Source organism: Kitasatospora sp. NPDC023120, assembly GCF_055560835.1.
Genome location: NZ_JBVHHY010000011.1, coordinates 263,308 through 282,970, shown reverse-complemented (window position 1 = coordinate 282,970; position 19,663 = coordinate 263,308). Strand labels below are relative to the sequence as shown.

The window sequence follows — 19,663 nt, the reverse complement described above, 5'->3', positions numbered from 1 at the left end:
TACACCCGTGACTACCCGGTGGAGCGGATGATGCGCGACGCGAAGATCACGCAGATCTACGAGGGCACCAACCAGGTCCAGCGCATCGTGATGGCTCGCAACCTCCCGTAACACCGCCCACGAGACACCGCCTGACCTGCACCGACGGCCGGACCGGAGCCCGGCTCGGCCGTCGGCGCCCAGGCGGTGCGCCGATGTTAGGTTGCGGAGAATGAGTGAGAAGGAAGAGCAGGACCTGCCCATGAACGACGGGCCCGCCAAGCCCGCGATGCGCGAGGCGCTGGTCGCCGCGGCCTTCGAGCTCTTCCTGGAGCGCGGCTTCGAGCAGACCACCATCGACGACATCGTCTCGCTGGCCGGCGTCGGCCGGCGCTCCTTCTTCCGCTACTTCCCGGCGAAGGAGGACGTGGTCTTCCCCGACCACGAGCGCAGCCTCGCCGAGATGACGGAGTTCCTGGACTCCGGCAGCGGCGAGGAGGACCCGGTCAAGCACGCCTGCGACGCCGCCCGCCTGGTCCTGCGGATGTACGCCGAGCAGCCCTCCTTCTCCGTCCAGCGCTACCGGCTCACCCGCAAGGTGCCCGGACTGCGGGCGTACGAGCTGTCGGTGGTCTGGCGCTACGAGCACACCCTCGCCGCGTACCTGCGCGCCCGCTTCGCCGACCGCCCGGACGGCCCGCTGCGCGCCGACGTGATCGCCGCGGCCGTCGTCGCCGCACACAACCACGCCCTGCGCACCTGGCTGCGCTCGGGCGGGGAGAGCGACTGGGTGGCCGAGGTGGACGCGGCGATGGCCTTCGTCACCGGCACCTGGAGCGACCGGCCCGCCGAGACCGCCGCCGAGGGCGAGTCCGACGAGGTGGTGGTCCTGGTCGCCAGCCGTCGGGCGCCGCTGTGGCGGATGGTCCAGGGCATCGAGAGCGCGCTGGGCGGCGAGACCCGCCAGGTGTGACCCGCCGGGTGTGACCGGGCAGGTGTGACCCGTCAGGTGTGACCCGTCAGGTGTGACCGGGCACGTCCGACTCGGCGGGTCCGACCCGGCAGGTCCGCGCTCCCGCTCACCCGTACAGCGCAACTGCGCCCGGGCGGGGCCCGGTTGACGGCCCGCGCGCCGTGCGGGGCTCCCGGCCCCGGGCGAGACTCGGTCGCAGGACGGGCCGCCGGGGCAGCGGGCGCCCGGGAGCGCGAAGGAGCGGCGATGCCGGGGACGCCCCAACAGCAGGACGGCGGTCCGACGCTGCGCGAGGTGCTGCTCCACAAGGGCTACCTCGCCCTGCTGCTGGTCTCGGGGCTGGTCGGCATCCCGGTCTCGCTGGCCGCCTTCGGCTTCGTCAGCCTGGAGCACCAGCTCCAGCACTGGATCTGGGAGAGCCTGCCGCAGACCGCCGGCTACGGCCGCGCCCCCTGGTGGTGGCCGCTGCCCGCGCTGCTGCTGGCCGGCTTACTGCTCGCTCCGATCGTCACCCGGCTGCCCGGGCGCGGCGGGCACATCCCGGTGGACGGGCTCGGCGGCCGGCCCACCCCTCCCCGCGCGGTCCCCGGCGTGGTGCTGGCCGCGCTCGCCTGCCTGCCGCTCGGCGTGGTGCTGGGCCCCGAGGCACCGCTGATGGCACTCGGCGGCGGCCTCGCCCTGCTCGCCGTCCGCTCCGCGAAACGCACCGAACACCCACAGCTGGTCGCCGTGTTGGGTACGGCGGGCGCGGCGGCGGCGATCTCCACCATCTTCGGCAGCCCGCTGGTGGCCGGCGTGATGCTGATCGAGGCAGCCGGGCTCGGCGGCCCGCAGCTGGTCGCACTGATCCTGCCCAGCCTGCTGGCCAGCGGGATCGGCGCACTGGTCTTCACCGGCTTCGGGCACTGGACCGGCCTGGCGACCGGCGCGCTCTCACTGGCGAGCGAGCCCAAGAGCGGCATCCCCGACCCGGGCGACTTCCTCTGGGGCATCCCGCTCGCCGCCGCGATCGCCCTGGGCTGCGTGGCCGGGCAGACGATCGGACGGCGGGTCAAGGCCTACACGACGAACGACAGCGCCCGGCGGACCGCCGTCCGGACGGTGCTGTGCGCGGTCGCGGTCGGCGGCTGCATCGCCGTGTACGCGCTGCTCACCGACCGCTCCCCGGAGGAGGCCGCGCTCTCCGGCCAGGCCACCCTGAGCGAGCTCGCCGCTAACCCGGCCGCCTGGTCGATCGGCGCCCTGTTGGCCCTCGTCCTGTGCAAGGGGCTCGGCTGGTCGATCGCGCTCGGCAGTCTGCGTGGCGGTCCGATCTTCCCGGCGCTCCTGCTCGGCACCGCCCTCGGCATGGCCTGCGCGCCGCTGCCCGGCTTCGGCACAGCCCCCGCCCTGGCCGTCGGGCTGGCGGCCTCCGCCGCCGCCGTCACCCGCCTTCCGGTCACCAGCACCGTCCTCGCCGCCGCCCTCCTCGGCGGCCAGGCGACGAACGCGATGCCACTGCTGATCGTCGCGACGGTGACGGCGTTCGTCACCGGCGAGGCACTCCGCGGCCGGCCCGCACGGGGGTCGACTGTTCGGGCGACGCCGTGAGGTAGCGCTCGATCTGCTGCTGGTGCTCCACCAGCCGCAGGCAGAGGTGGCGCAGTTGGGCCGGTTCGCCCGGATCGAAGCCGCGGACGACGGCCGCCATCGCGCGCTCGCCGAGGGGCCCTTCGAAGCCGGAGCCGCTCGGAAGCCGCCCGGGAAAACCAAAAGAACCCCAGACGAATCTGGGGTTCCCGCTGGTGTCCGAGGGGGGACTTGAACCCCCACGCCCGATAAAGGGCACTAGCACCTCAAGCTAGCGCGTCTGCCATTCCGCCACCCGGACTAGGTGTCGTCCTCGCGGCTTCCGATCTCTCGTCCGTCGCGCTGACAGATGTAACTGTAGCAAAGATCGGCTTGGGGTCCCAAAACGGTCCCCGAGCGGGGTGCGGGGCGGGTGGCGGGAACAAGGGGCGGCGTGTGGCGGGGGCGTGACCAGGGGGTTTCGAGGACGTGCGGGGGGTGGATCCGGCTCGGGGGCTGGGGGAGGATGGACGGACGTGCTCGTACGGCCCGGGTGCAGGTCCTGGGGGTGGCGCGCTGGTGCGTCGGTGCGGGCCAGAGACGAGGAGTGACCGTGAGCGAGCGGAGCGAGTCGACGGCGCCGAAGGTGACGGCTGAGTCGGAGGTCGCCGGGATCTGTCGCGATCTGATCCGGATCGACACCAGCAACTACGGCGACGGCTCCGGCCCGGGCGAGCGCAAGGCGGCGGAGTACGTGGCCGAGCAGCTCGCCGAGTTCGGGATCGAGCCGCAGATCTTCGAGTCGGCCAAGGGCCGGGCCTCGACGGTGGTCCGGATCGAGGGCGAGGACCGCTCCCGCCCCGGCCTGCTGATCCACGGCCACACCGACGTGGTGCCGGCCAACGCCGCGGACTGGACGTACGACCCGTTCGGCGGCGAGATCGCCGACGGCTGCGTCTGGGGCCGCGGCGCGGTCGACATGAAGGACATGGACGCGATGACCCTGGCGGTCATCCGCGACCGGCTGCGCACCGGGCGCAAGCCCCCGCGCGACATCGTGTTGGCCTTCCTCGCCGACGAGGAGGCCGGCGGCACCTTCGGCGCGCGCTACCTGGTGGACAAGCACCCGGGGCTGTTCGAGGGCGTGACCGAGGCGATCGGCGAGGTCGGCGGCTTCTCCTTCACGGTCAACGACCAGGTCCGCCTCTACCTGGTGGAGACGGCCGAGAAGGGCATGCACTGGATGCGCCTGACGGTCGAGGGCCGGGCCGGGCACGGCTCGATGGAGAACGACGACAACGCGATCACCGAGCTGTGCGAGGCGGTCGCCCGGCTCGGCCGGCACCAGTTCCCGCTGCGGATCACCAAGACCGTCCGGGCCTTCCTGGACGAGCTGTCCGACGCGCTCGGGGTCGAGCTGGACCCGGAGAACATGGACGAGACGCTGCGCGTCCTGGGCGGCATCGCCAAGATGATCGGCACCACGCTGCGCAACACCGCCCAGCCGACCATGCTCGGCGCCGGGTACAAGGTGAACGTGATCCCCGGTCAGGCCACCGCGCACGTGGACGGTCGCTTCCTGCCCGGCTACGAGGAGGAGTTCCTGGCCGAGCTGGACAGCGTGCTCGGCCCGCGCGTGAAGCGCGAGAGCCTGCACTCGGACAAGGCGATCGAGACCGGCTTCGACGGGGCGCTGGTCGAGGCGATGCAGACCGCGCTGCGGGCCGAGGACCCGATCGCCCGCGCGGTGCCGTACTGCCTGTCGGGCGGGACGGACGCCAAGTCCTTCCAGGACCTGGGGATCCGCTGCTTCGGGTTCGCGCCGCTGCAGCTGCCGCCGGAGCTGGACTTCGCCGGGATGTTCCACGGCGTGGACGAGCGGGTGCCGGTGGACGGTCTGAAGTTCGGTGTCCGGGTGCTCGACCGGTTCATCGACGCCTGCTGATCGCGCCCGCTGCGTCGCGCGCGCGGCGTCGCGCGCGCGGCGTCGCGCCCGCGGCGTCGCGCGCGCTGATCAGGCGACTGGGTCGGCCCGCTCCCGGGGTGCCGGGGGCCGGCCGACCGCATTGTCGGAGCTGATGATTGTGGGACGGGTTCAGGGGGATCGACAGAAACGATTCCGCCTGGAAATTCACGCCGACTATTTGTGCGAGACCTCACCGTTGCGGGTGAATGAGAAATCTGTTCCGTACCCCGTTTGCCGCAGCGTCGTTCATCCCTGTGCAGCCCGCCGAACGGGTTGCGTTGTCCATACAGGAGGAATGATGAAGGTCAAGAAGATCGCCGCCGTCACCGCTGCCACGGGTGGCCTGGTGCTCGCCGCCGCGGGTGTCGCGTCCGCTCACGGCGGCGCCGGTGCCGAGGGTGTGGCCGCCGGTTCCCCGGGCGTCGTCTCCGGCAACCAGGTCCAGATCCCGGTGCACATCCCGGTGAACGTCTGCGGCAACACCGTCAGCGTGATCGGCGTGCTGAACCCGGCGTTCGGCAACCACTGCGCCAACTTCTGAGTCGGCCTCCGGGCCGCTGAGGCCCGTTGAGAGGACTCGATCCGGCCCCCGGGCGGCGGACGCGCCGCACCGGGGGCCTTCGCGTGCGCGGCGGCGGTGCCGCGCGTGCGCTGCGGTGTTGCTGCGCGTGTGCGGCGGCCTCGGATGCGCGTCGGATACACGCTCGGCGACACGATCGCTCGATCGGGTGAAGCTGCAGCGTTCGGCTCAACCTCCCCGTTCGCCTGTCGTTAACTCCTGTGCAGTCGAAGACCTGGCGTGATTTACGGATATACGAAAATTCCGACTTTCACAAGGTTCATGTCAACGTCGAAAACCTCGTCTCGAGAACGTCAGGGGAAAACATTGAGGAATGTAGCCAAGAAGGGGCTCCTCACGGCCGTGGCCGCCGGCGGTGTGCTGGCCTCGACCGCCGGCTACGCCTACGCGGGCGCCGAGGCGCAGGGGGGTGCCGTCGGGTCGCCGGGCGTCGCCTCGGGCAACTCGGTGCAGGTGCCGGTCGAGGTGCCGATCAGCGCCTGCGGCAACACGGTCGACGTGATCGGTGCGCTGAACCCGTCGTTCGGCAACCGCTGCGCCAACATCAGCGGTGATCACCACGCGGCACCGCAAGGCGGGCAGGCCGGCGGCACCGCAGGCTCCGGCACCGCAGGCTCGGGCACCGCAGGCTCCGGCACCGCAGGCTCGGGCACGGGCGGGAGCCGGGGCACCGGCGTCTCGGGCTCCTCCGCCTCCGGCACCACCGCGGGCTCGCCCGGCGTCGCCTCCGGCAACAGCATCCAGGCCCCCGTGCACATCCCGGTCAACGCCTGCGGCAACTCCGTCGACGTGGTCGGCGTCGCCAACCCGGCCTTCGGCAACGACTGCGCCAACGTGGCGCACCCCGCGCCCGCCTCGAAGCCGAAGCCGAAGCCGAGCGACGACTGCCCCGAGGACAGCCACCCCACCCCGCCGCAGACCGGCGGTGAGACCACCCCCCCTGGCAACCCGCGCAACGGCGGCCCGGCCACCACGACGCCCGCCGCGCCGACCGCCAACGGCGGCCCGAGCGCCCAGGTCGTCCCGGCCGCCGCCCGTACGCAGGCCCCGGCCGCCGAGACCCCGGCGGGCAGCCAGCTGGCCTCCACCGGCGCCGGCGGCGTCGAGCTGCTCGGTGCGGCCGGTCTGGCGCTGCTGCTCGGCGGCGGCGTGCTCTACCGCCGCGCCCGCGCCGGGGCTCGCTGACCGGCTAGGCGGCCGGCCGGCCGGGCGGACGGTCGGCCGGGTGGGTTGCGGAACCCCGGGAGCCTCACCCGTGGCTGCGCGCACCCGCAGTGGAAACGACGCACCCGCGGTCGCCGGATGAACGGGCGGCCGCGGGCGCGTGAAGGCTTCGTGCCGGTTCCCGCTCGGCGGGGAGCGATCCGCCCGTCACCAGCTCCGGACCTGGCGGATGATCCTCCGCTTGAGCCGGACCGTCCGGCTGCCGTCGGGGAACAGCCTCAGCCGGTCGAGCTCCCAGTGTCCGTACTCGGCGTGCTCGGTGAGTAGTTGGCGCGCCGCGTTGCGTGAGGTGCCGCGCGGCATGCGCAGCGACTGGTACTCGTACTCCGGCTGCCGGACCGGCTTGCGTGGGGTCAAAACGCTCCTCCTGGGGATCACGTACGAGCAAGCCTACGGCCTGCCCCGGACAGTCGGCCCGGGTATTTCCGGCCGTCCTCCCGCGCGGAAGCGGGCGCCCGAGGGCTCGCGACCCGGGCGATCGCCTGACAGTGCATCAGTTCTGTTGCTGCTGTGGAGGGGATACCCCGATCCCGGCGCGCGAAGCGGTGCCCGGACGGCCTCGCCGAGCCTGCCGCACGCCCTCTGCGCCGGTCCCGCGCCGGTATCGCAGGGGGATGTACCTGTGCATATCGGACATCAGGGGGGAAGTTGCGGTGAAATCGCGGGTGTAGGTGACAACCGCTGTGCGTACCGACACCGAGGGGAGATAGCGTCTGCACCATGTCTGATGCCGCGCAGCCCACCATTGCCGAGGTACGCGCCGCCGCTGAGGCGGTCAAGGCCGCCATCGACCGTCATCTGGAAGCGGTGTCAAGCCCCAACGCAGCCGATGATCCCGACGTGTCCGCTGCCTACGAGCAGCTCGCGACGGCGGCCATCGCCTACGACCAACTCCTGTACGAGGCCTACGACGAGGTCACCCCTTTCGAGATCCCCGGGGACGAGGGGCCCGGCGGGTACCACGGCCCCGAACAGCCCGAGGCGATCAGCGTGTTGATCCGCCGCGACTACCACGTCGTCGACCCCGAGCGGTTGCGCGCCCAGGCCGAGCGGCTGGACGATTCGCTGACCCCGGGAGGCGCCGGCGCGAGCGGGGTGAACGCCGCGATCGGCGTGCTGTTCGGCGAGTACGAGCCGGACGAGATCTCCGCCCGCAGCGAGGAGTTCGGCCTGGAGGAGGCGGACTCGACGCTCTGGGTCGCGGCGTCCGAGCCGACCGAGCCGGGGGAGTGGCTGCCGGAGCCCTTCGAGCATGCCGACCCGCAGCTGCTGATCTGCCGGTTCGACGTGAGCGAGGTCTACGACGACGAGGACCCGGACGACTGACCCCGTCCGGGACGGACGACGGGCGGGCCCCATGACCAGGGGGCCCGCCCGTCGCGCGTCTGCGGCGTGACGTGTCGGCAACGCGGATCATCCGCGCGTCGGTTCACCGGGTCCCGGTCCACCGAGTCCCGGCGTGCCGGTCCCGTCGCGTCTCAGTCCACCGAGGCGGCGTTCTCGGCGAGGACCGCCCGCAGCCGGGTGGTGCGCGGCTGCGCCGGGCGCTCGGCGACGGCCTGGGCGAGCGCCGGGCCCGCCGCGTGCACCACGGACAGGTGCCGCTCGCCCCGGCCGAAGGCGGTGTAGACCCACTGCCGGGTGAGCGCCGGGGCGGCGTCCTCCGGGAGCACGACCACCGCGCCCGGCCAGCGGCGGCCCAGCGCCTGGTGGACCGTCAGCGCCCAGCCGTGCCGCAGCCGGGCGGCCTCGGCGGGCGGGACGGTCCGGCGGGAGCCGTCCGCGTACTCCAGGTGCAGACCGGTGGCGTCGCCGTCCAACACCCGGGCCGGGCGGATGACGCCGGGTGCGGGGGAGTCGACCACCCGGTCGCCCGGGTCGAAGCCGCCGAACCGGCCGGGGCCGGGGTTGAGCCGCGCCTTGGCGGCGGCGTTCAGCTCCCGGGTGCCGGCCGCACCGCCGTGGCCCGGGGTGAGCAGCACCACCTGCTCGGCGGGGATGCCGAGGGCGCGCGGGATGGAGTCGGTGAGCAGCTGGATCGCCCGGTGGACGGCCTCGCCGGAGTCCTTGGCGGTCAGGAGGACCACCTCCTTGTCCGGCGCCTCGACCGGCTGGAGCTCGCCGATGCCGACACCGGAGACCAGCTCGCCGATCGGGCCGAAGTCCGGGGTGCGGGAGGCGACCGCCGGACAGACCTTGGCGGCCAGCAGGTCGGCGAAGAAGCGGCCGGGGCCGGCCGACCAGAGCTGGCCCGGGTCGCCGCTGAGCACCAGCCGGGTGCCGTCGGCGAGCGACTCCAGGACGGTCGCGGCCAGTTCGACATCCAGCAGCGGGGCGTCCAGGACGACCAGCAGGTCCAGGGCGAGCATGCCGTCCGGGGTGCGGCCGGGGCCGGCGGCACCGGAGAGCAGGTCGGCGAGGGTCACCACGGGGATGTCGGTCTCGGAGCCGGTGCCGGCCCCGGCGAGTCCGGCGAAGGAGTCCCGGCCCTGGTCGGTCCAGGTGGCGGCCCAAGCCCGCAGCCCGAGGCCCCGGGCGGCGGCGATCAGTGCCACCGGTTCGGCGCGGGCCGCCTCGCCGCCGGTGTGCAGCACCAGGGGGCTGTCGGCGACGGCGCGGATCAGGGCGGTCGCGGAGGAGGACGCCGCGGCTTCGGCGGCGGCCTCCCAGGCGGCCGGACCGGGGGCGGCGGGAGCGGCGGGGGAGGCCTCCGCACCGGCGGCGTCCTCCTCACCGCCCTCCGCCTCGTCGCCGTCCGCCTCGTCGCCGTCCTCCGAGCCGGCGTCTTCCGAGCCGCCGTCCTCCGAGCCGGCGTCTTCCGAGCCGGCGTCCGCCGCCTCGACGTCCTCGCCCGGAACGAAGGTCGCCATCAGCTGGATCAGCGCCTCGGCGAGGGTGTCCTCCGCCATCGCGAGCCGCTCCAGCGCGAGCAGCGTCCTGGTCGGCGGCTCGTCGTCCTCGTCGCCCGCCGCGTGCGCCTCGGGCCCGGTCAGCTCCTCCTGGAAGGGCAGCACCCGCCCGTCCTCGACGGCGGCCTGGACGGCTGCCGCCGGGTCCGGCATCCGGAGCCGCTCGAGCCCGGCGGCCACCTCGGCGAGGTCCAGCGCCGAGTGCCCGCGCAGCGCCGCCTGCTCCAGCAGCCACAGCACCAGCGCCTGGGCGCGGCGCGGGTCGCCCGGCCCGGCCTCGGGGCCGAGCAGCTCGCGGGCGAAGCGGTCCGCGTGCTCCGGGCGGACGCCGGGCAGGCCCAGCACCGCCCACGGGTCCTGGCGCAGCCGCTCGGCGGCGTCGTCACCGAGCTCGGCCACCGCTGCCGGCGCCAGTTCGGCGGGGGCACCGCCCGCGGTCAGCACCGCGGTGGCCGCCTGGAGGGCATTGCCGCGCGGCTCGTCGGGCGCCGACGCGGCCGGGGTGACCACCGGGGCCGCCACCGGAGCGGCCGGAGCCGCCGGGGCGGCCGGCTCCACCGTCCGCTGCGGCGGCGCGGAAGCGGCGGAGGTCGAGGAAGCCTCCGGCTCCGAGGCCCGGGGCCGCGAAACCCGCGGCCCCGCGTCCCCGGCCCCCTGCCGTTCGATGCCGCGGATCCGCTCCGCCAGCTCCGCCATCGCCGCGGCCTTCTCCGCCGGAGTCAGCTGAGCCCCGCCGGTCTCCTCCGGAGCGCCGTTCCCCGTGTCACTCATCGTCGTCCGCTCCAAAGGTCACTCCACTGCACGTTCCGCTCGACGATCCGGCCCGGGCCTCACAGCTCGGTCCACCCCTGGTCCGGGTAGCGGTGCAAGGGCGACGAGATGTCGTCCAGCGCGCCGCGGATCTCACCCGGAAGCGTAAGCGCCTCCACCGACAACGCCGCCTGCAGCTGCGCCACCGTCCGCGCCCCGACCAGCGCGCTCGCCACCCCGGGACGGTCCCGGACCCAGGCCAGCGCGACCGCCAGCGGGCTGCTGGCGAGCCCGTCGGCGGCGGTGGCGAGGGCGTCCACGATCCGCCGCGAACGGTCCCCGAGGTACGGCTGGACGAACCCGGCCAGGTACGGCGAGGCGCCGCGGGAGTCCTGCGGGACGCCGTGCCGGTACTTGCCGGTGAGCACCCCGCGGCCGAGCGGGGAGCCGGCCAGCACGCCGATCCCGGCGTCCAGCGCGGCGGGCAGTGCCTCCCGCTCGATCCCGCGCTGCAGCAGCGAGTACTCCAGCTGCGCCCCGGCGAGCGGTACCCGCCCGTGGTGGGCGCCCTGCCAGGTGGCGGCCTTGGCGAGCTGCCAGCCGCTGAAGTCGCAGACCCCGACGTAGCGGGCGCGCCCGGAGGAGACGGCGATGTCGAGGGCGCTGAGCGTCTCCTCGACCGGGGTCGCCGGGTCGAAGGAGTGCACCTGCCACAGGTCGACGTAGTCGGTGCCGAGCCGGCGCAGCGAGGCGTCGAGGGCGGCGAGCAGATGGCCGCGCGAGCCGTCGAAGCGGCGGGCGGACTCGGGGACGCTGCCGGCCTTGGTGGCGATGACGAGTTCGGAGCGGGGGATCAGGTTGTCGGTGAGCCGGGAGAGCAGGTACTCGGCGCCGCCGTCGGCGTACACGTCGGCGGTGTCGACCAGGTTGCCGCCGGCGTCGACGAACTCCTTGAGCTGCTCGGCGGCCTCGTGTTCGTCGGTGTCGCGGCCCCAGGTCATGGTGCCGAGGCCGAGTCGGGAGACCTGCAGCCCGGTGCGGCCGAGGTGACGCTGTTCCATCGGACGGGCCCTCCACTGGCCGGTGGCCCCGGGTGCCCCGGCAGCCCTGTGAACGCGCAGGTGAGAAGAGCGCTCCCCACGTCGGCTGAGCGTAGCGGCCGGTGCGCGGACAGGTGCGAAGACCCGCAGAACGATCACCGGAGGGGAAGCGGCGACGCTGTGACCCAGCCCACCACTACCCGTCAGTAGCATGTCGGGCGCGGGCGCGGTTACCCTCGGCCCGACCCAAACCCACTGGAAGGTGCGGCAGATGCGACTCGGGATCAACCTCGGCTACTGGGGACTCGGCATGGACGCCGACAACATCGCCGTGGCCCAGGAGGCGGACCGGCTCGGCTACGCGGTCTGCTGGGCGGCGGAGGCGTACGGCTCGGACGCCGCGACCGTGCTCAGCTACGTCGCCGCGAAGACCGAGCGGATCGACGTCGGCTCGGCCATCTTCCAGATCCCGGCCCGCACCCCGGCGATGACCGCGATGACCGCGGCGACCCTGGACACGCTCTCCGGCGGCCGGTTCCGCCTGGGCCTCGGGGTCTCCGGCCCGCAGGTGTCCGAGGGCTGGTACGGCGTGAAGTTCGACAAGCCGCTGGCCCGCACCCGCGAGTACGTGGAGATCATCCGCAAGGCGATGTCCCGCGAGCGGCTGGTCCACGAGGGCGCGCACTGGACGCTGCCGCTGCCCGGCGGCCCGGGCAAGCCGATCAAGCTCACCGTGCACCCGGTGCGCGAGCAGATCCCGCTGTACATCGCCGCGATCGGCCCGAAGAACCTGGAGCTGACCGGCGAGATCGCCGACGGCTGGCTGGGCATCTTCTTCTCGCCCGAGCACGCCGCGATGTCCCTCGACCCGCTGGCGGCCGGCCGCGCCAAGGCCGGGAGGACGCTGGAGGGCTTCGACCTCTGCCCGACCGTCAACCTCGCGGTCGGCGAGGACATCGAGGCCGGGGTCGACGCCCTGCGCTCGTACGCCGCGCTCTACATCGGCGGCATGGGCAGCAAGGAGAAGAACTTCTACAACCAGCTGACCCGGCGGATGGGTTACGAGCAGGCCGCCGACGAGATCCAGGAGCGGTACCTCGCCAAGGACTACGCGGGCGCCGCGGCCGCCGTCCCGCACGACCTGATCGACGCCACCTCGCTGATCGGCGACACCGCCCGGATCGCCGACCGGATGCAGGCGTACGCCGAGGCGGGCGTCACCACGCTCACCCTGGCCCCGTCCGGGTTCACCCTGGACGAGCGGATCCACGCGCTGCGCACCGGCGTCGAGGCGCTGGAGCGTGCCGGGCTCGCGTAGCGCCGCAGGGGGACCGGGCGACATGGACCCTCCTCCAACCCCGCGGACGGGGTTGGAGGACGGGTGCTACAGCCAGTCGTGCCGCTTGAACACCCGGTGCAGCGCCAGGCAGACCACGACCATCAGCACGATCACCGCCGGGTAGCCCCAGGCCTGGCGCAGCTCGGGCATGTGGTCGAAGTTCATGCCGTAGATGCCCGCGATCATCGTCGGCACCGCGGCCAGCGCCGCCCAGGCGGAGATCTTCCGCATGTCGTTGTTCTGCTGCACGCTGACCTGCGCCAGGTTGGCGCTGAGGATGTCGGACAGCAGCCGGTCCATGCCCTCCACCTGGTCGTTCACCCGGGCCAGGTGGTCGGCGACGTCCCGCAGGTAGGGCAGGGACTCGGGGCGGACGAAGGGCACCTGGCCGCGGACCAGGCGCGACATCGGTTCGAGCAGCGGGCCGGTGGCCTTCCGGACGGTCACGAGCTGCCGCTTGAAGCCGTAGATCCGGCTCGCGGTGTTCGTCGAGGGGCGGCCGGGGGCGAACACGGCCGCCTCCAGCTCGTCCAGGTCGGAGACGAGGGCGGAGGCCACGTCGACGTACCGGTCGACCACCGTGTCGCAGACCGAGTGCAGCACCGCGACCGGTCCGAGCCGGAGTATCTCGGGCTGCCGCTCGAGGTCCGCCCGCAGCGCGGAGAGCGGGCTCTCCGAGCCGTGCCGGACGGTCATCACGTAGCCGTCCCCGAGGAAGAGCATCACCTCGCCGGTGGTCACCGCGTGGCCGCCGTGGTGGTAGTCGATGGTCTTGAGCGTCATGAACAGCGAGTCCTGGTAGGTCTCCACCTTGGGGCGCTGGTGCGCGACCACGGCGTCCTCGACGGCCAGCGGGTGGAGGCCGAACTCCTCGCTGACCGTGTCGAGCTCCTCGGTGGTCGGCTCGAACAGGCCGATCCACACGAAGGCGTCGCCGCCGGCCTTCCTGGCGAAGGCGAGCGCGTCGGAGTAGTCTGCCGGGCCCTCGATCCGCCGGCCGTCACGGTAGATTCCGCAGTCCACGATCACGCGGGCCATTGTGGCTCCTGAGCGGGCCGATCGGGTAGCAAATCAGCCGAAAGCGCACAGATCCCCGATGGGTAACCGGTCGGTAACCAGTCCCCACGGGCGGGCCCGGAGGCCGTAGGCTGAGCCTCATGCCCACCTTGCTGCTCGTCCGTCACGGCCGCTCCACGGCCAACACCGCCGGGATCCTGGCCGGTTGGACCCCCGGCGTCGACCTCGACGACACCGGGCGCGCGCAGGCCGCCGCGCTGGCCGAGCGGCTGGCCGGCATCCCGCTGGCGCAGGCCGTCAGCAGTCCGCTGGAGCGCTGCCGGCAGACGCTGGAGCCGCTGCTGGCCGCCCGGCCCGAGCTGGCCCCGCCCGGCGAGGACGAGCGGCTGGGGGAGTGCCACTACGGCGAGTGGACCGGCCGTCCGCTGGCCGAGCTGGCCAAGGAGCCGCTCTGGCGCACCGTTCAGGACCACGCGGCCGCCGCGGCCTTCCCCGGCGGCGAGTCGCTGCGCGAGCTGAGCCACCGCACGGTGAGCGCGGTGCGCGAGTGGAACGACAAGATCGCCGCAGAGCACGGCGAGGACGCGGTCTGGATCGCCTGCTCGCACGGGGACGTGATCAAGGCAGTGGTGGCCGACGCGCTCGGCCTGCACCTGGACCACTTCCAACGGATCAGCGTCGAGCCCTGCTCGGTCACCGCGATCCGCTACACCCCGCAGCGGCCCTTCGTGCTGAGAATGGGCGACACCGGCGACCTCGGGTCGCTGGCGCCGAAGGCCGGTCCGGCACCGGCCACCCCGAGCGGCGACGCGGTGGTCGGCGGCACCGCCTGAGCGGCGCCGAAGCCGCACCGCGAGCAACACCCCCGGTGCCCGCCCGCAGCGCCCCGACCCGCGCGAGCGGCACCGCCCGAGCCCGTCAGGGCCACCCCGCCCGCGGCCGTCGGGCTCGGCTCCCCGGCCGGAGCCCGAAGGTCGTAGGGTGACTAACGAGTCCGAGTACCCGCGATCCCCCACGGCGGATCCGCGCCGACCGACACGATCCGGAGCGAGAGCGTGACCCGTCAGGTCTTCTTCTACGACCAGCCCGAACGGTTCGTGGCCGGCACCGTCGGCCAGCCCGGCGCCAGGGCGTTCTACCTGCAGGCCAGCGCCCGGGGCCGGATCACCAGCGTGCTGCTGGAGAAGACCCAGGTCGAGGCGCTCGCCGAGCGCATCGAGGAGGTCCTGGACGAGGCGCTGCGGCGCAGCGGCGGCGACGCCTCCATCCCGGCCACCGCCCCGAACGACCTGCTCGACACCGCCCCGCTGGACCTGCCGCTGGAGCAGGAGTTCCGGGTCGGCACGATGGCCCTGGCCTGGGACAGCGTGGACAGCTGCCTGGTGGTCGAGGCGCAGGCGCTGGTCGAGGAGGAGGACGAGGACGCCGTCGAGGTCTTCACCGACGACGACACCGGCCCGGACATGCTGCGGGTGCGGCTGTCCGGCGCGATGGCCCGGGTGTTCGCCAAGCGCGCCCTGGACCTGGTGGCGGCCGGCCGCAAGCCCTGCCCGTTCTGCAACCTCCCGCTCGACCCGGAGGGCCACCTGTGCCCGCGCGCGAACGGCTACCGGCGCTGAACACCGAGACCCCGCCGCAGACCGATCCGTCGGCGGCCGCCGCGCTGGCCGCCGACGTGCCCACCGCCCTCGCGCTGCTGCGCCAGGGCGAGCTGACCGTGCACGGCCGGCTCACCGACGCCTCCAACGCCGCGCTGTACTGCACGGTCGCGCACGGTTCGCTGAGCGCGCAGGCCGTCTACAAGCCGGTGGCCGGCGAGCGCCCGCTCTGGGACTTCCCGGACGGCACGCTGGCCGGCCGTGAGGTCGCCGCGTACGAGCTGTCCGCCGCGACCGGCTGGGCTCTGATCCCGCCCACCGTGCTGCGCGACGGTCCGCACGGCCCGGGCATGGTGCAGCTGTGGGTCGAGCCGGACCCGCAGGCCGAGCCGCTGCTCGCGCTGCAGGACCCGCGCGGTCCGGAGGCGGGCTGGCTGCCGATCGTCCGGGCCGAGGTGGAGGGCGGGCGGACCGCGCTGCTGGTGCACCACGACGACCGGCGGCTGCGTCGGCTCGCCGTCCTGGACGCGGTGCTCAACAATGCCGACCGCAAGGGCGGCCACCTGATCCCCTCCGCCGACGGCCGGGTGTACGGCATCGACCACGGCGTCACCTTCAACACCGAGGGCAAGCTGCGCACCCTGCTCTGGGGCTGGGCGGGCGCCCCGCTGCCCGCCGAGGCGCTGGAGGTGCTGGCCCGGTTGGCCGAGCAGTTGGACGGCGAGCTCGCCGAGCGCCTCGCCCCGCACCTGACGACGGCGGAACTGGACGCCACCCGGTTCCGGGTGGCCGAACTGCGCGGCTCCGGACGCCATCCGCTGCCCTCCGAGGACTGGCCCGCGATCCCCTGGCCGCCGGTGTAGCCCCTCGCTGCAGGGGAGTTGATGGTCTGGACCTGTCCCGGGAATCGGTCGCACACTGCTCCGATGGACGCGCGACGGACCACCCCCACCCCCACTCCCCGAAGCACGCCGGACCTGCCCCTGCACCGTCTGCAGGTCCCGCTGCCCCAGCTGCTGCCCTTCGCCGTCGGCAGCTTCGACGCGATCGGCCCGCTCTCCCGGGCGGGCTTCCCCCACCGGCACTCGTTCCACGAGATCGTCCACGTCACCGGCGGGCGCGGCGCCCACGTCCTGGACCTGGTCCACCGACCGCTGGCGCCACCGCAGTTGTGCGTGATCACCCCCGGCCAGGTGCACTACTGGGCGGAGGCCGAGGAACTGGCCGGCCGGGTCGTCCTGTTCAACGAGGACTTCCTGCTCGGCAACCCGCAGGACCTCGCCGCCCTGCGGGCCCTGGCCACCCGTCCGGCCCTCGCGCTCGGCGAGCAGGCCGACGCGATCGGCGCCCTCTTCGCGGACATGGAGCCCGAGTTCCTGACCAGGGCGCCCGGCTACCAGGGCGTGGCGCTCACCCCTGCCCCGGTGCCCGCGGAAGTCCCCGCATTGACCGGAAATCCGTGCAATACCAGTCGGGAAGCGGTCGGGCAATGGAAGGAACCGAATCCAGTCGATCTTGCGCACTGGTTAGGCTTTCAAATGTTCGCAAGGTTAAAGTTGTTTCCATGCATGCCTGGCCCGCCTCCGAGGTTCCCGCCCTGCCTGGTCAGGGGCTCCCGCTCCGTATCCACGACACCGCAGCGGGCACGGTCCGAGAGGTGGTGCCGCAGGACGGCACCGCCCGGATCTACGTCTGCGGCATCACTCCCTACGACGCGACCCACATGGGCCACGCCGCCACCTACAACGCGTTCGACCTGGTGCAGCGCGTCTGGAAGGACGCCGGCCACGACGTCCTGTACATCCAGAACGTGACCGACGTGGACGACCCGCTGCTGCAGCGCGCGGTCGAGACCGGCCAGGACTGGACCGCCCTGGCCGAGCGCGAGACGGCCCTGTTCCGCGAGGACATGACCGCGCTGCGCATGCTCCCGCCGGCCCACTACATCGGCGCCGTCGAGTCGATCCCGTGGATCGTCCCGATCGTCCAGAAGCTGCTCGCCTCCGGCGCCGCCTACGAGGTGGACGGCGACATCTACTTCTCGGTCGACGCCGACCCGCACTTCGGCGAGGTCTCCGGCCTCACCCGCGAGGCCATGCGCCCGGTCTTCGCCGAGCGCGGCGGCGACCCGGACCGCCCCGGCAAGCGCAACCCGCTGGACGCCCTGCTCTGGATGGCCGCCCGCCCCGGCGAGCCCGCCTGGGACACCGAGCTCGGCCACGGCCGCCCCGGCTGGCACATCGAGTGCGTCGCCATCGCGCTGCAGTACCTCGGCATGTCCTTCGACATCCAGGGCGGCGGCAGCGACCTCTCCTTCCCGCACCACGAGATGGGCGCCGCGCACGCCCAGGTCGCCACCGGCACCCACCCGTACGCCAAGGCGTACGTGCACGCCGGGATGGTCGCCCTTGACGGCCACAAGATGTCCAAGTCCCGCGGCAACCTGGTCTTCGTCTCCGCGCTGCGCCGCGACGGCGTCGACCCGGCGGCGATCCGCCTGGCGCTGCTCTCGCACCACTACCGCGCGGACTGGGAGTGGACCAAGGGCGTCCTGGACGAGGCCGTCGAGCGCCTCGCCCGCTGGCGCGCCGCGGTCTCCCGCCCGGACGGCCCGTCGGCCGAGCAGCTGCTCGCCGAGGTCCGCACGGCGCTCGCGGACGACCTGGACGCACCCGCCGCGCTGGCCGCCGTCGACCGCTGGGCGGAGCGGCAGGAAGCCGAGGGCGGCACCGACATCGGCGCGCCCGGCCTGGTGACCCGCACCGTGGACGCCCTGCTCGGCGTCGCGCTGTAGCGCCGGCAGTCCCGCATCACACGCCGAAGGGGCGTCAGGACCGGATCGTCCTGACGCCCCTTCGGCGTTCTCGTGCGGTGGGGACCCGCCCCTACTCCTCCTCGGCGCCGTCCTGGCTCTCCCGGGCGCTGCCCGGCGCCTCCGGCGGCTCGGCCGGCCGCTCCGCCGTGGCGTGCCCGGACACCGGCTTCTCGCCGGTCGGCCCGACGTTCTCCCGGCGGCGCAGGTAGCGCTCGAACTCGCGGGCGATGGCGTCCCCGGAGGCCTCCGGCAGCTCGGCGGTGTCCTGTGCCTCCTCCAGCTGCTGGACGTACTCGGCGACCTCGCTGTCCTCGGCGGCCAGCTGGTCCACGCCGAGCTGCCAGGCCCGGGCGTCCTCGCCGAGCTCGCCCGGCGGGATGCGCAGGTCCAGCAGGTCCTCCAGCTTGTTGATCAGCGCCAGCGTGGCCTTGGGGTTCGGCGGCTGCGAGACGTAGTGCGGCACCGCCGCCCAGAGCGTCACGGCCGGGACCCCGGCGTGCGTGCAGGCCTCCTGGAGCACGCCGACGATGCCGGTCGGGCCCTCGTAGCGGCTCTCCTCCAGGTCCAGCCGGCGGGCCAGCTCCGGGTCGGAGGTGACCCCGCTGACCGGTACCGGGCGGCTGTGCGGGGTGTCGCCGAGCAGCGCGCCCAGGATCACCACCAGCTCGATGCCCAGCTCGTGCGCGAAGCCCAGCAGCTCGTTGCAGAACGAACGCCAGCGCATGCTCGGCTCGATGCCGCGGACCAGGACGACGTCCCTGGTCGTCGGCTCGGTCACCCGGACCACCGAGAGCCGGGTGGTCGGCCAGGTGATCCGGCGGATGCCGCCGTCCAGCCAGACCGTCGGCCGGTTGACCTGGAAGTCGTAGTAGTCCTCCGCGTCCAGGGCGGCGAACACCTTGCCGCCCCAGGTCTCGTCCAGATGCGCCAGAGCGGCGGAGGCGGCGTCGCCCGCGTCGTTCCAGCCCTCGAAGGCGCAGACCATCACCGGGTCGATCAACTCGGGAACATCTTCCAGCTCGATCACCCAGCGTCTCCCTCCGGTCGGCGGCTGGGCCGGCACCGCCCCGGCTGGTTTGCCGGGGCGCCGACGGGCCGGCTGCCGACTGTCGAACCTCTCGTCTCCCATGGAACGCCTCGCTCCATGGTCCCTACCTGCCCAGCCTACGGGCTTTGATGCGCACCGCGGCGGGGCACCGGGACAGTCTGGGGGAGCCGGCCGCCCCGATCCAGCGGATATCGCGACCCCGAGAGGTGGCGGGCCGTCAGGTGGAGGTTCGGGCGCGCACCGCGTCCGGGCGGTGGCGCGGTGCGACGGGCGTACCGCCGGACGGGGGTTTGAGGACGGACCTCGGCGGCGCGATGATGAACGGGCGGGGGCCGCGCGGAAGGGGCCGACACCGATGAAGCGATGGCTGTGGATCGGCGCGGGCGCGGGCGTGGCCGCGCTCGCCGGTGCGGTGCTGCTGGCGGCGGACCGGGCCGGGCGCCGACTGCCGGTGGAGCACGTCTCCGAGGGCGGGCTTGAGCTCGCCCAGCCACCCGGCGCGGTGTGGGACGTGCTGACCGACATCGACCTCTACCCCGCCTGGCGCCCGGGCCTCACCCACGTCGAGCGGCTGCCCGCCGCGGCCGGCGGCCGGGTGCGCTGGCGCGAGTACGACCGGCACGGGCACACCACGTACGAGGTGGTGGCCAGCGAGGCCCCACACCGCCTGGTCACCGGCATCGCCGACCCGGACCTGCCGTACGGGGGCACCTGGACGTACGTGCTCACCCCGGCCGGGGCGGGCTGCTCGCTGACCGTCACCGAGCGCGGCGAGGTCCGCCGGCCGCTGGACCGGGCGGTCTCGCACTACCTGGTCGGCGAGGACGCGACCGTCCACCGCTACCTGGGCGCCCTGGCCCACCGGCTGGCCGCCTGA

General features: G+C 73.6%; 18 protein-coding genes, 1 tRNA gene and 1 pseudogene. 14 read left to right on the top strand and 6 right to left on the bottom strand.

Annotated elements, in window-relative coordinates; genetic code table 11:
* From ACZ3TI_RS18900 to ACZ3TI_RS18890, 3 genes are all read left to right on the top strand, one after another.
* On the top strand, nt 1-111 hold a 111-nt coding region (locus ACZ3TI_RS18900; RefSeq protein WP_358751260.1), incomplete at its 5' end, for an acyl-CoA dehydrogenase family protein.
* 100 nt (nt 112-211) lie between these two features.
* Nucleotides 212-952: a TetR family transcriptional regulator gene (locus tag ACZ3TI_RS18895; RefSeq protein WP_465727431.1), complete on the top strand. Its 741-nt coding sequence runs from the start codon at nt 212-214 to the stop codon at nt 950-952.
* Between the two features lie 246 nt (nt 953-1,198).
* Nucleotides 1,199-2,542, top strand: coding sequence for a chloride channel protein (locus ACZ3TI_RS18890; RefSeq protein WP_465727429.1), 1,344 nt, complete (start codon nt 1,199-1,201; stop codon nt 2,540-2,542).
* A gap of 192 nt (nt 2,543-2,734) precedes the next feature.
* Here ACZ3TI_RS18890 and ACZ3TI_RS18885 read toward each other — a convergent pair.
* A tRNA-Leu gene (locus ACZ3TI_RS18885) sits at nt 2,735-2,822 on the bottom strand.
* A gap of 291 nt (nt 2,823-3,113) precedes the next feature.
* On the opposite strand from ACZ3TI_RS18885, the gene ACZ3TI_RS18880 reads away from it, so the two are divergent.
* The 3 genes from ACZ3TI_RS18880 to ACZ3TI_RS18870 all read left to right on the top strand — a co-directional run bounded on the left by ACZ3TI_RS18880 (nt 3,114) and on the right by ACZ3TI_RS18870 (nt 6,231).
* Nucleotides 3,114-4,445 (top strand): M20/M25/M40 family metallo-hydrolase, encoded by a 1,332-nt coding sequence (locus ACZ3TI_RS18880; protein WP_465727427.1) that lies wholly within the window; start codon nt 3,114-3,116, stop codon nt 4,443-4,445.
* A 316-nt stretch (nt 4,446-4,761) separates the two neighbouring features.
* Complete coding sequence (locus ACZ3TI_RS18875; RefSeq protein WP_465727425.1) at nt 4,762-5,007, top strand: chaplin; 246 nt, start codon at nt 4,762-4,764, stop codon at nt 5,005-5,007.
* A gap of 345 nt (nt 5,008-5,352) precedes the next feature.
* On the top strand, nt 5,353-6,231 hold the full coding sequence (locus tag ACZ3TI_RS18870; RefSeq protein WP_465727423.1) for a chaplin: 879 nt from the start codon (nt 5,353-5,355) through the stop codon (nt 6,229-6,231).
* A gap of 186 nt (nt 6,232-6,417) precedes the next feature.
* Here the strand turns inward: ACZ3TI_RS18870 and ACZ3TI_RS18865 are convergent, their stop codons facing one another.
* Nucleotides 6,418-6,627, bottom strand: coding sequence for a DUF5703 family protein (locus tag ACZ3TI_RS18865; RefSeq protein ID WP_465727421.1), 210 nt, complete (start codon nt 6,625-6,627; stop codon nt 6,418-6,420).
* A 363-nt stretch (nt 6,628-6,990) separates the two neighbouring features.
* On the opposite strand from ACZ3TI_RS18865, the gene ACZ3TI_RS18860 reads away from it, so the two are divergent.
* Nucleotides 6,991-7,596, top strand: a complete 606-nt coding sequence (locus ACZ3TI_RS18860; RefSeq protein WP_465727419.1) for a hypothetical protein — start codon at nt 6,991-6,993, stop codon at nt 7,594-7,596.
* A 152-nt stretch (nt 7,597-7,748) separates the two neighbouring features.
* On the opposite strand, the gene ACZ3TI_RS18855 is transcribed toward ACZ3TI_RS18860, so the two are convergent.
* Nucleotides 7,749-9,950 carry a helix-hairpin-helix domain-containing protein gene (locus ACZ3TI_RS18855; protein WP_465727417.1) on the bottom strand — a complete coding sequence of 734 codons (2,202 nt, stop codon included), beginning with the start codon at nt 9,948-9,950 and terminating at the stop codon, nt 7,749-7,751.
* Nucleotides 9,951-10,009: 59 nt separating this feature from the next.
* Nucleotides 10,010-10,990 carry an aldo/keto reductase gene (locus ACZ3TI_RS18850; RefSeq protein WP_465727415.1) on the bottom strand — a complete coding sequence of 327 codons (981 nt, stop codon included), beginning with the start codon at nt 10,988-10,990 and terminating at the stop codon, nt 10,010-10,012.
* Between the two features lie 250 nt (nt 10,991-11,240).
* Here ACZ3TI_RS18850 and ACZ3TI_RS18845 point away from each other — a divergent pair, with 250 nt between their 5' ends.
* Nucleotides 11,241-12,287, top strand: a complete 1,047-nt coding sequence (locus ACZ3TI_RS18845) for an LLM class F420-dependent oxidoreductase (protein ID WP_465727413.1) — start codon at nt 11,241-11,243, stop codon at nt 12,285-12,287.
* A 66-nt stretch (nt 12,288-12,353) separates the two neighbouring features.
* Here the strand turns inward: ACZ3TI_RS18845 and ACZ3TI_RS18840 are convergent, their stop codons facing one another.
* Nucleotides 12,354-13,346 carry a magnesium and cobalt transport protein CorA gene (locus ACZ3TI_RS18840; RefSeq protein ID WP_465727411.1) on the bottom strand — a complete coding sequence of 331 codons (993 nt, stop codon included), beginning with the start codon at nt 13,344-13,346 and terminating at the stop codon, nt 12,354-12,356.
* Between the two features lie 119 nt (nt 13,347-13,465).
* On the opposite strand from ACZ3TI_RS18840, the gene ACZ3TI_RS18835 reads away from it, so the two are divergent.
* From ACZ3TI_RS18835 to mshC, 5 genes and pseudogenes are all read left to right on the top strand, one after another.
* Entirely contained in the window at nt 13,466-14,158 is a 693-nt protein-coding gene (locus ACZ3TI_RS18835; protein WP_465727409.1) for a histidine phosphatase family protein, read from the top strand.
* A 222-nt stretch (nt 14,159-14,380) separates the two neighbouring features.
* Entirely contained in the window at nt 14,381-14,944 is a 564-nt protein-coding gene (locus ACZ3TI_RS18830) for a DUF3090 domain-containing protein (protein WP_465727407.1), read from the top strand.
* Between the two features lie 44 nt (nt 14,945-14,988).
* Complete coding sequence (locus tag ACZ3TI_RS18825) at nt 14,989-15,786, top strand: SCO1664 family protein (protein WP_465727460.1); 798 nt, start codon at nt 14,989-14,991, stop codon at nt 15,784-15,786.
* Nucleotides 15,787-15,807: 21 nt separating this feature from the next.
* A pseudogene (locus ACZ3TI_RS18820) lies at nt 15,808-16,275 on the top strand (AraC family ligand binding domain-containing protein); the annotation flags it as partial.
* A 212-nt stretch (nt 16,276-16,487) separates the two neighbouring features.
* Nucleotides 16,488-17,717, top strand: coding sequence for a cysteine--1-D-myo-inosityl 2-amino-2-deoxy-alpha-D-glucopyranoside ligase (mshC, locus tag ACZ3TI_RS18815; protein WP_465727405.1), 1,230 nt, complete (start codon nt 16,488-16,490; stop codon nt 17,715-17,717).
* A gap of 91 nt (nt 17,718-17,808) precedes the next feature.
* On the opposite strand, the gene ACZ3TI_RS18810 is transcribed toward mshC, so the two are convergent.
* On the bottom strand, nt 17,809-18,765 hold the full coding sequence (locus ACZ3TI_RS18810; protein WP_465727403.1) for a PAC2 family protein: 957 nt from the start codon (nt 18,763-18,765) through the stop codon (nt 17,809-17,811).
* A 376-nt stretch (nt 18,766-19,141) separates the two neighbouring features.
* Between ACZ3TI_RS18810 and ACZ3TI_RS18805 the strand changes: the two genes are divergently transcribed.
* Complete coding sequence (locus tag ACZ3TI_RS18805) at nt 19,142-19,663, top strand: SRPBCC family protein (RefSeq protein WP_465727401.1); 522 nt, start codon at nt 19,142-19,144, stop codon at nt 19,661-19,663.

Bases quoted from the DNA above. Each gene is read 5' to 3' on its own strand.
- mshC (WP_465727405.1), top strand. From the start codon at position 16,488: ATGCATGCCTGGCCCGCCTCCGAGGTTCCCGCCCTGCCTGGTCAGGGG.
- ACZ3TI_RS18835 (WP_465727409.1), top strand. From the start codon at position 13,466: ATGCCCACCTTGCTGCTCGTCCGTCACGGCCGCTCCACGGCCAACACC.
- ACZ3TI_RS18895 (WP_465727431.1), top strand. From the start codon at position 212: ATGAGTGAGAAGGAAGAGCAGGACCTGCCCATGAACGACGGGCCCGCC.
- ACZ3TI_RS18860 (WP_465727419.1), top strand. From the start codon at position 6,991: ATGTCTGATGCCGCGCAGCCCACCATTGCCGAGGTACGCGCCGCCGCT.
- ACZ3TI_RS18875 (WP_465727425.1), top strand. From the start codon at position 4,762: ATGATGAAGGTCAAGAAGATCGCCGCCGTCACCGCTGCCACGGGTGGC.
- ACZ3TI_RS18855 (WP_465727417.1), bottom strand. From the start codon at position 9,950: ATGAGTGACACGGGGAACGGCGCTCCGGAGGAGACCGGCGGGGCTCAG.
- ACZ3TI_RS18850 (WP_465727415.1), bottom strand. From the start codon at position 10,990: ATGGAACAGCGTCACCTCGGCCGCACCGGGCTGCAGGTCTCCCGACTC.
- ACZ3TI_RS18805 (WP_465727401.1), top strand. From the start codon at position 19,142: ATGAAGCGATGGCTGTGGATCGGCGCGGGCGCGGGCGTGGCCGCGCTC.
- ACZ3TI_RS18845 (WP_465727413.1), top strand. From the start codon at position 11,241: ATGCGACTCGGGATCAACCTCGGCTACTGGGGACTCGGCATGGACGCC.
- ACZ3TI_RS18890 (WP_465727429.1), top strand. From the start codon at position 1,199: ATGCCGGGGACGCCCCAACAGCAGGACGGCGGTCCGACGCTGCGCGAG.
- ACZ3TI_RS18840 (WP_465727411.1), bottom strand. From the start codon at position 13,346: ATGGCCCGCGTGATCGTGGACTGCGGAATCTACCGTGACGGCCGGCGG.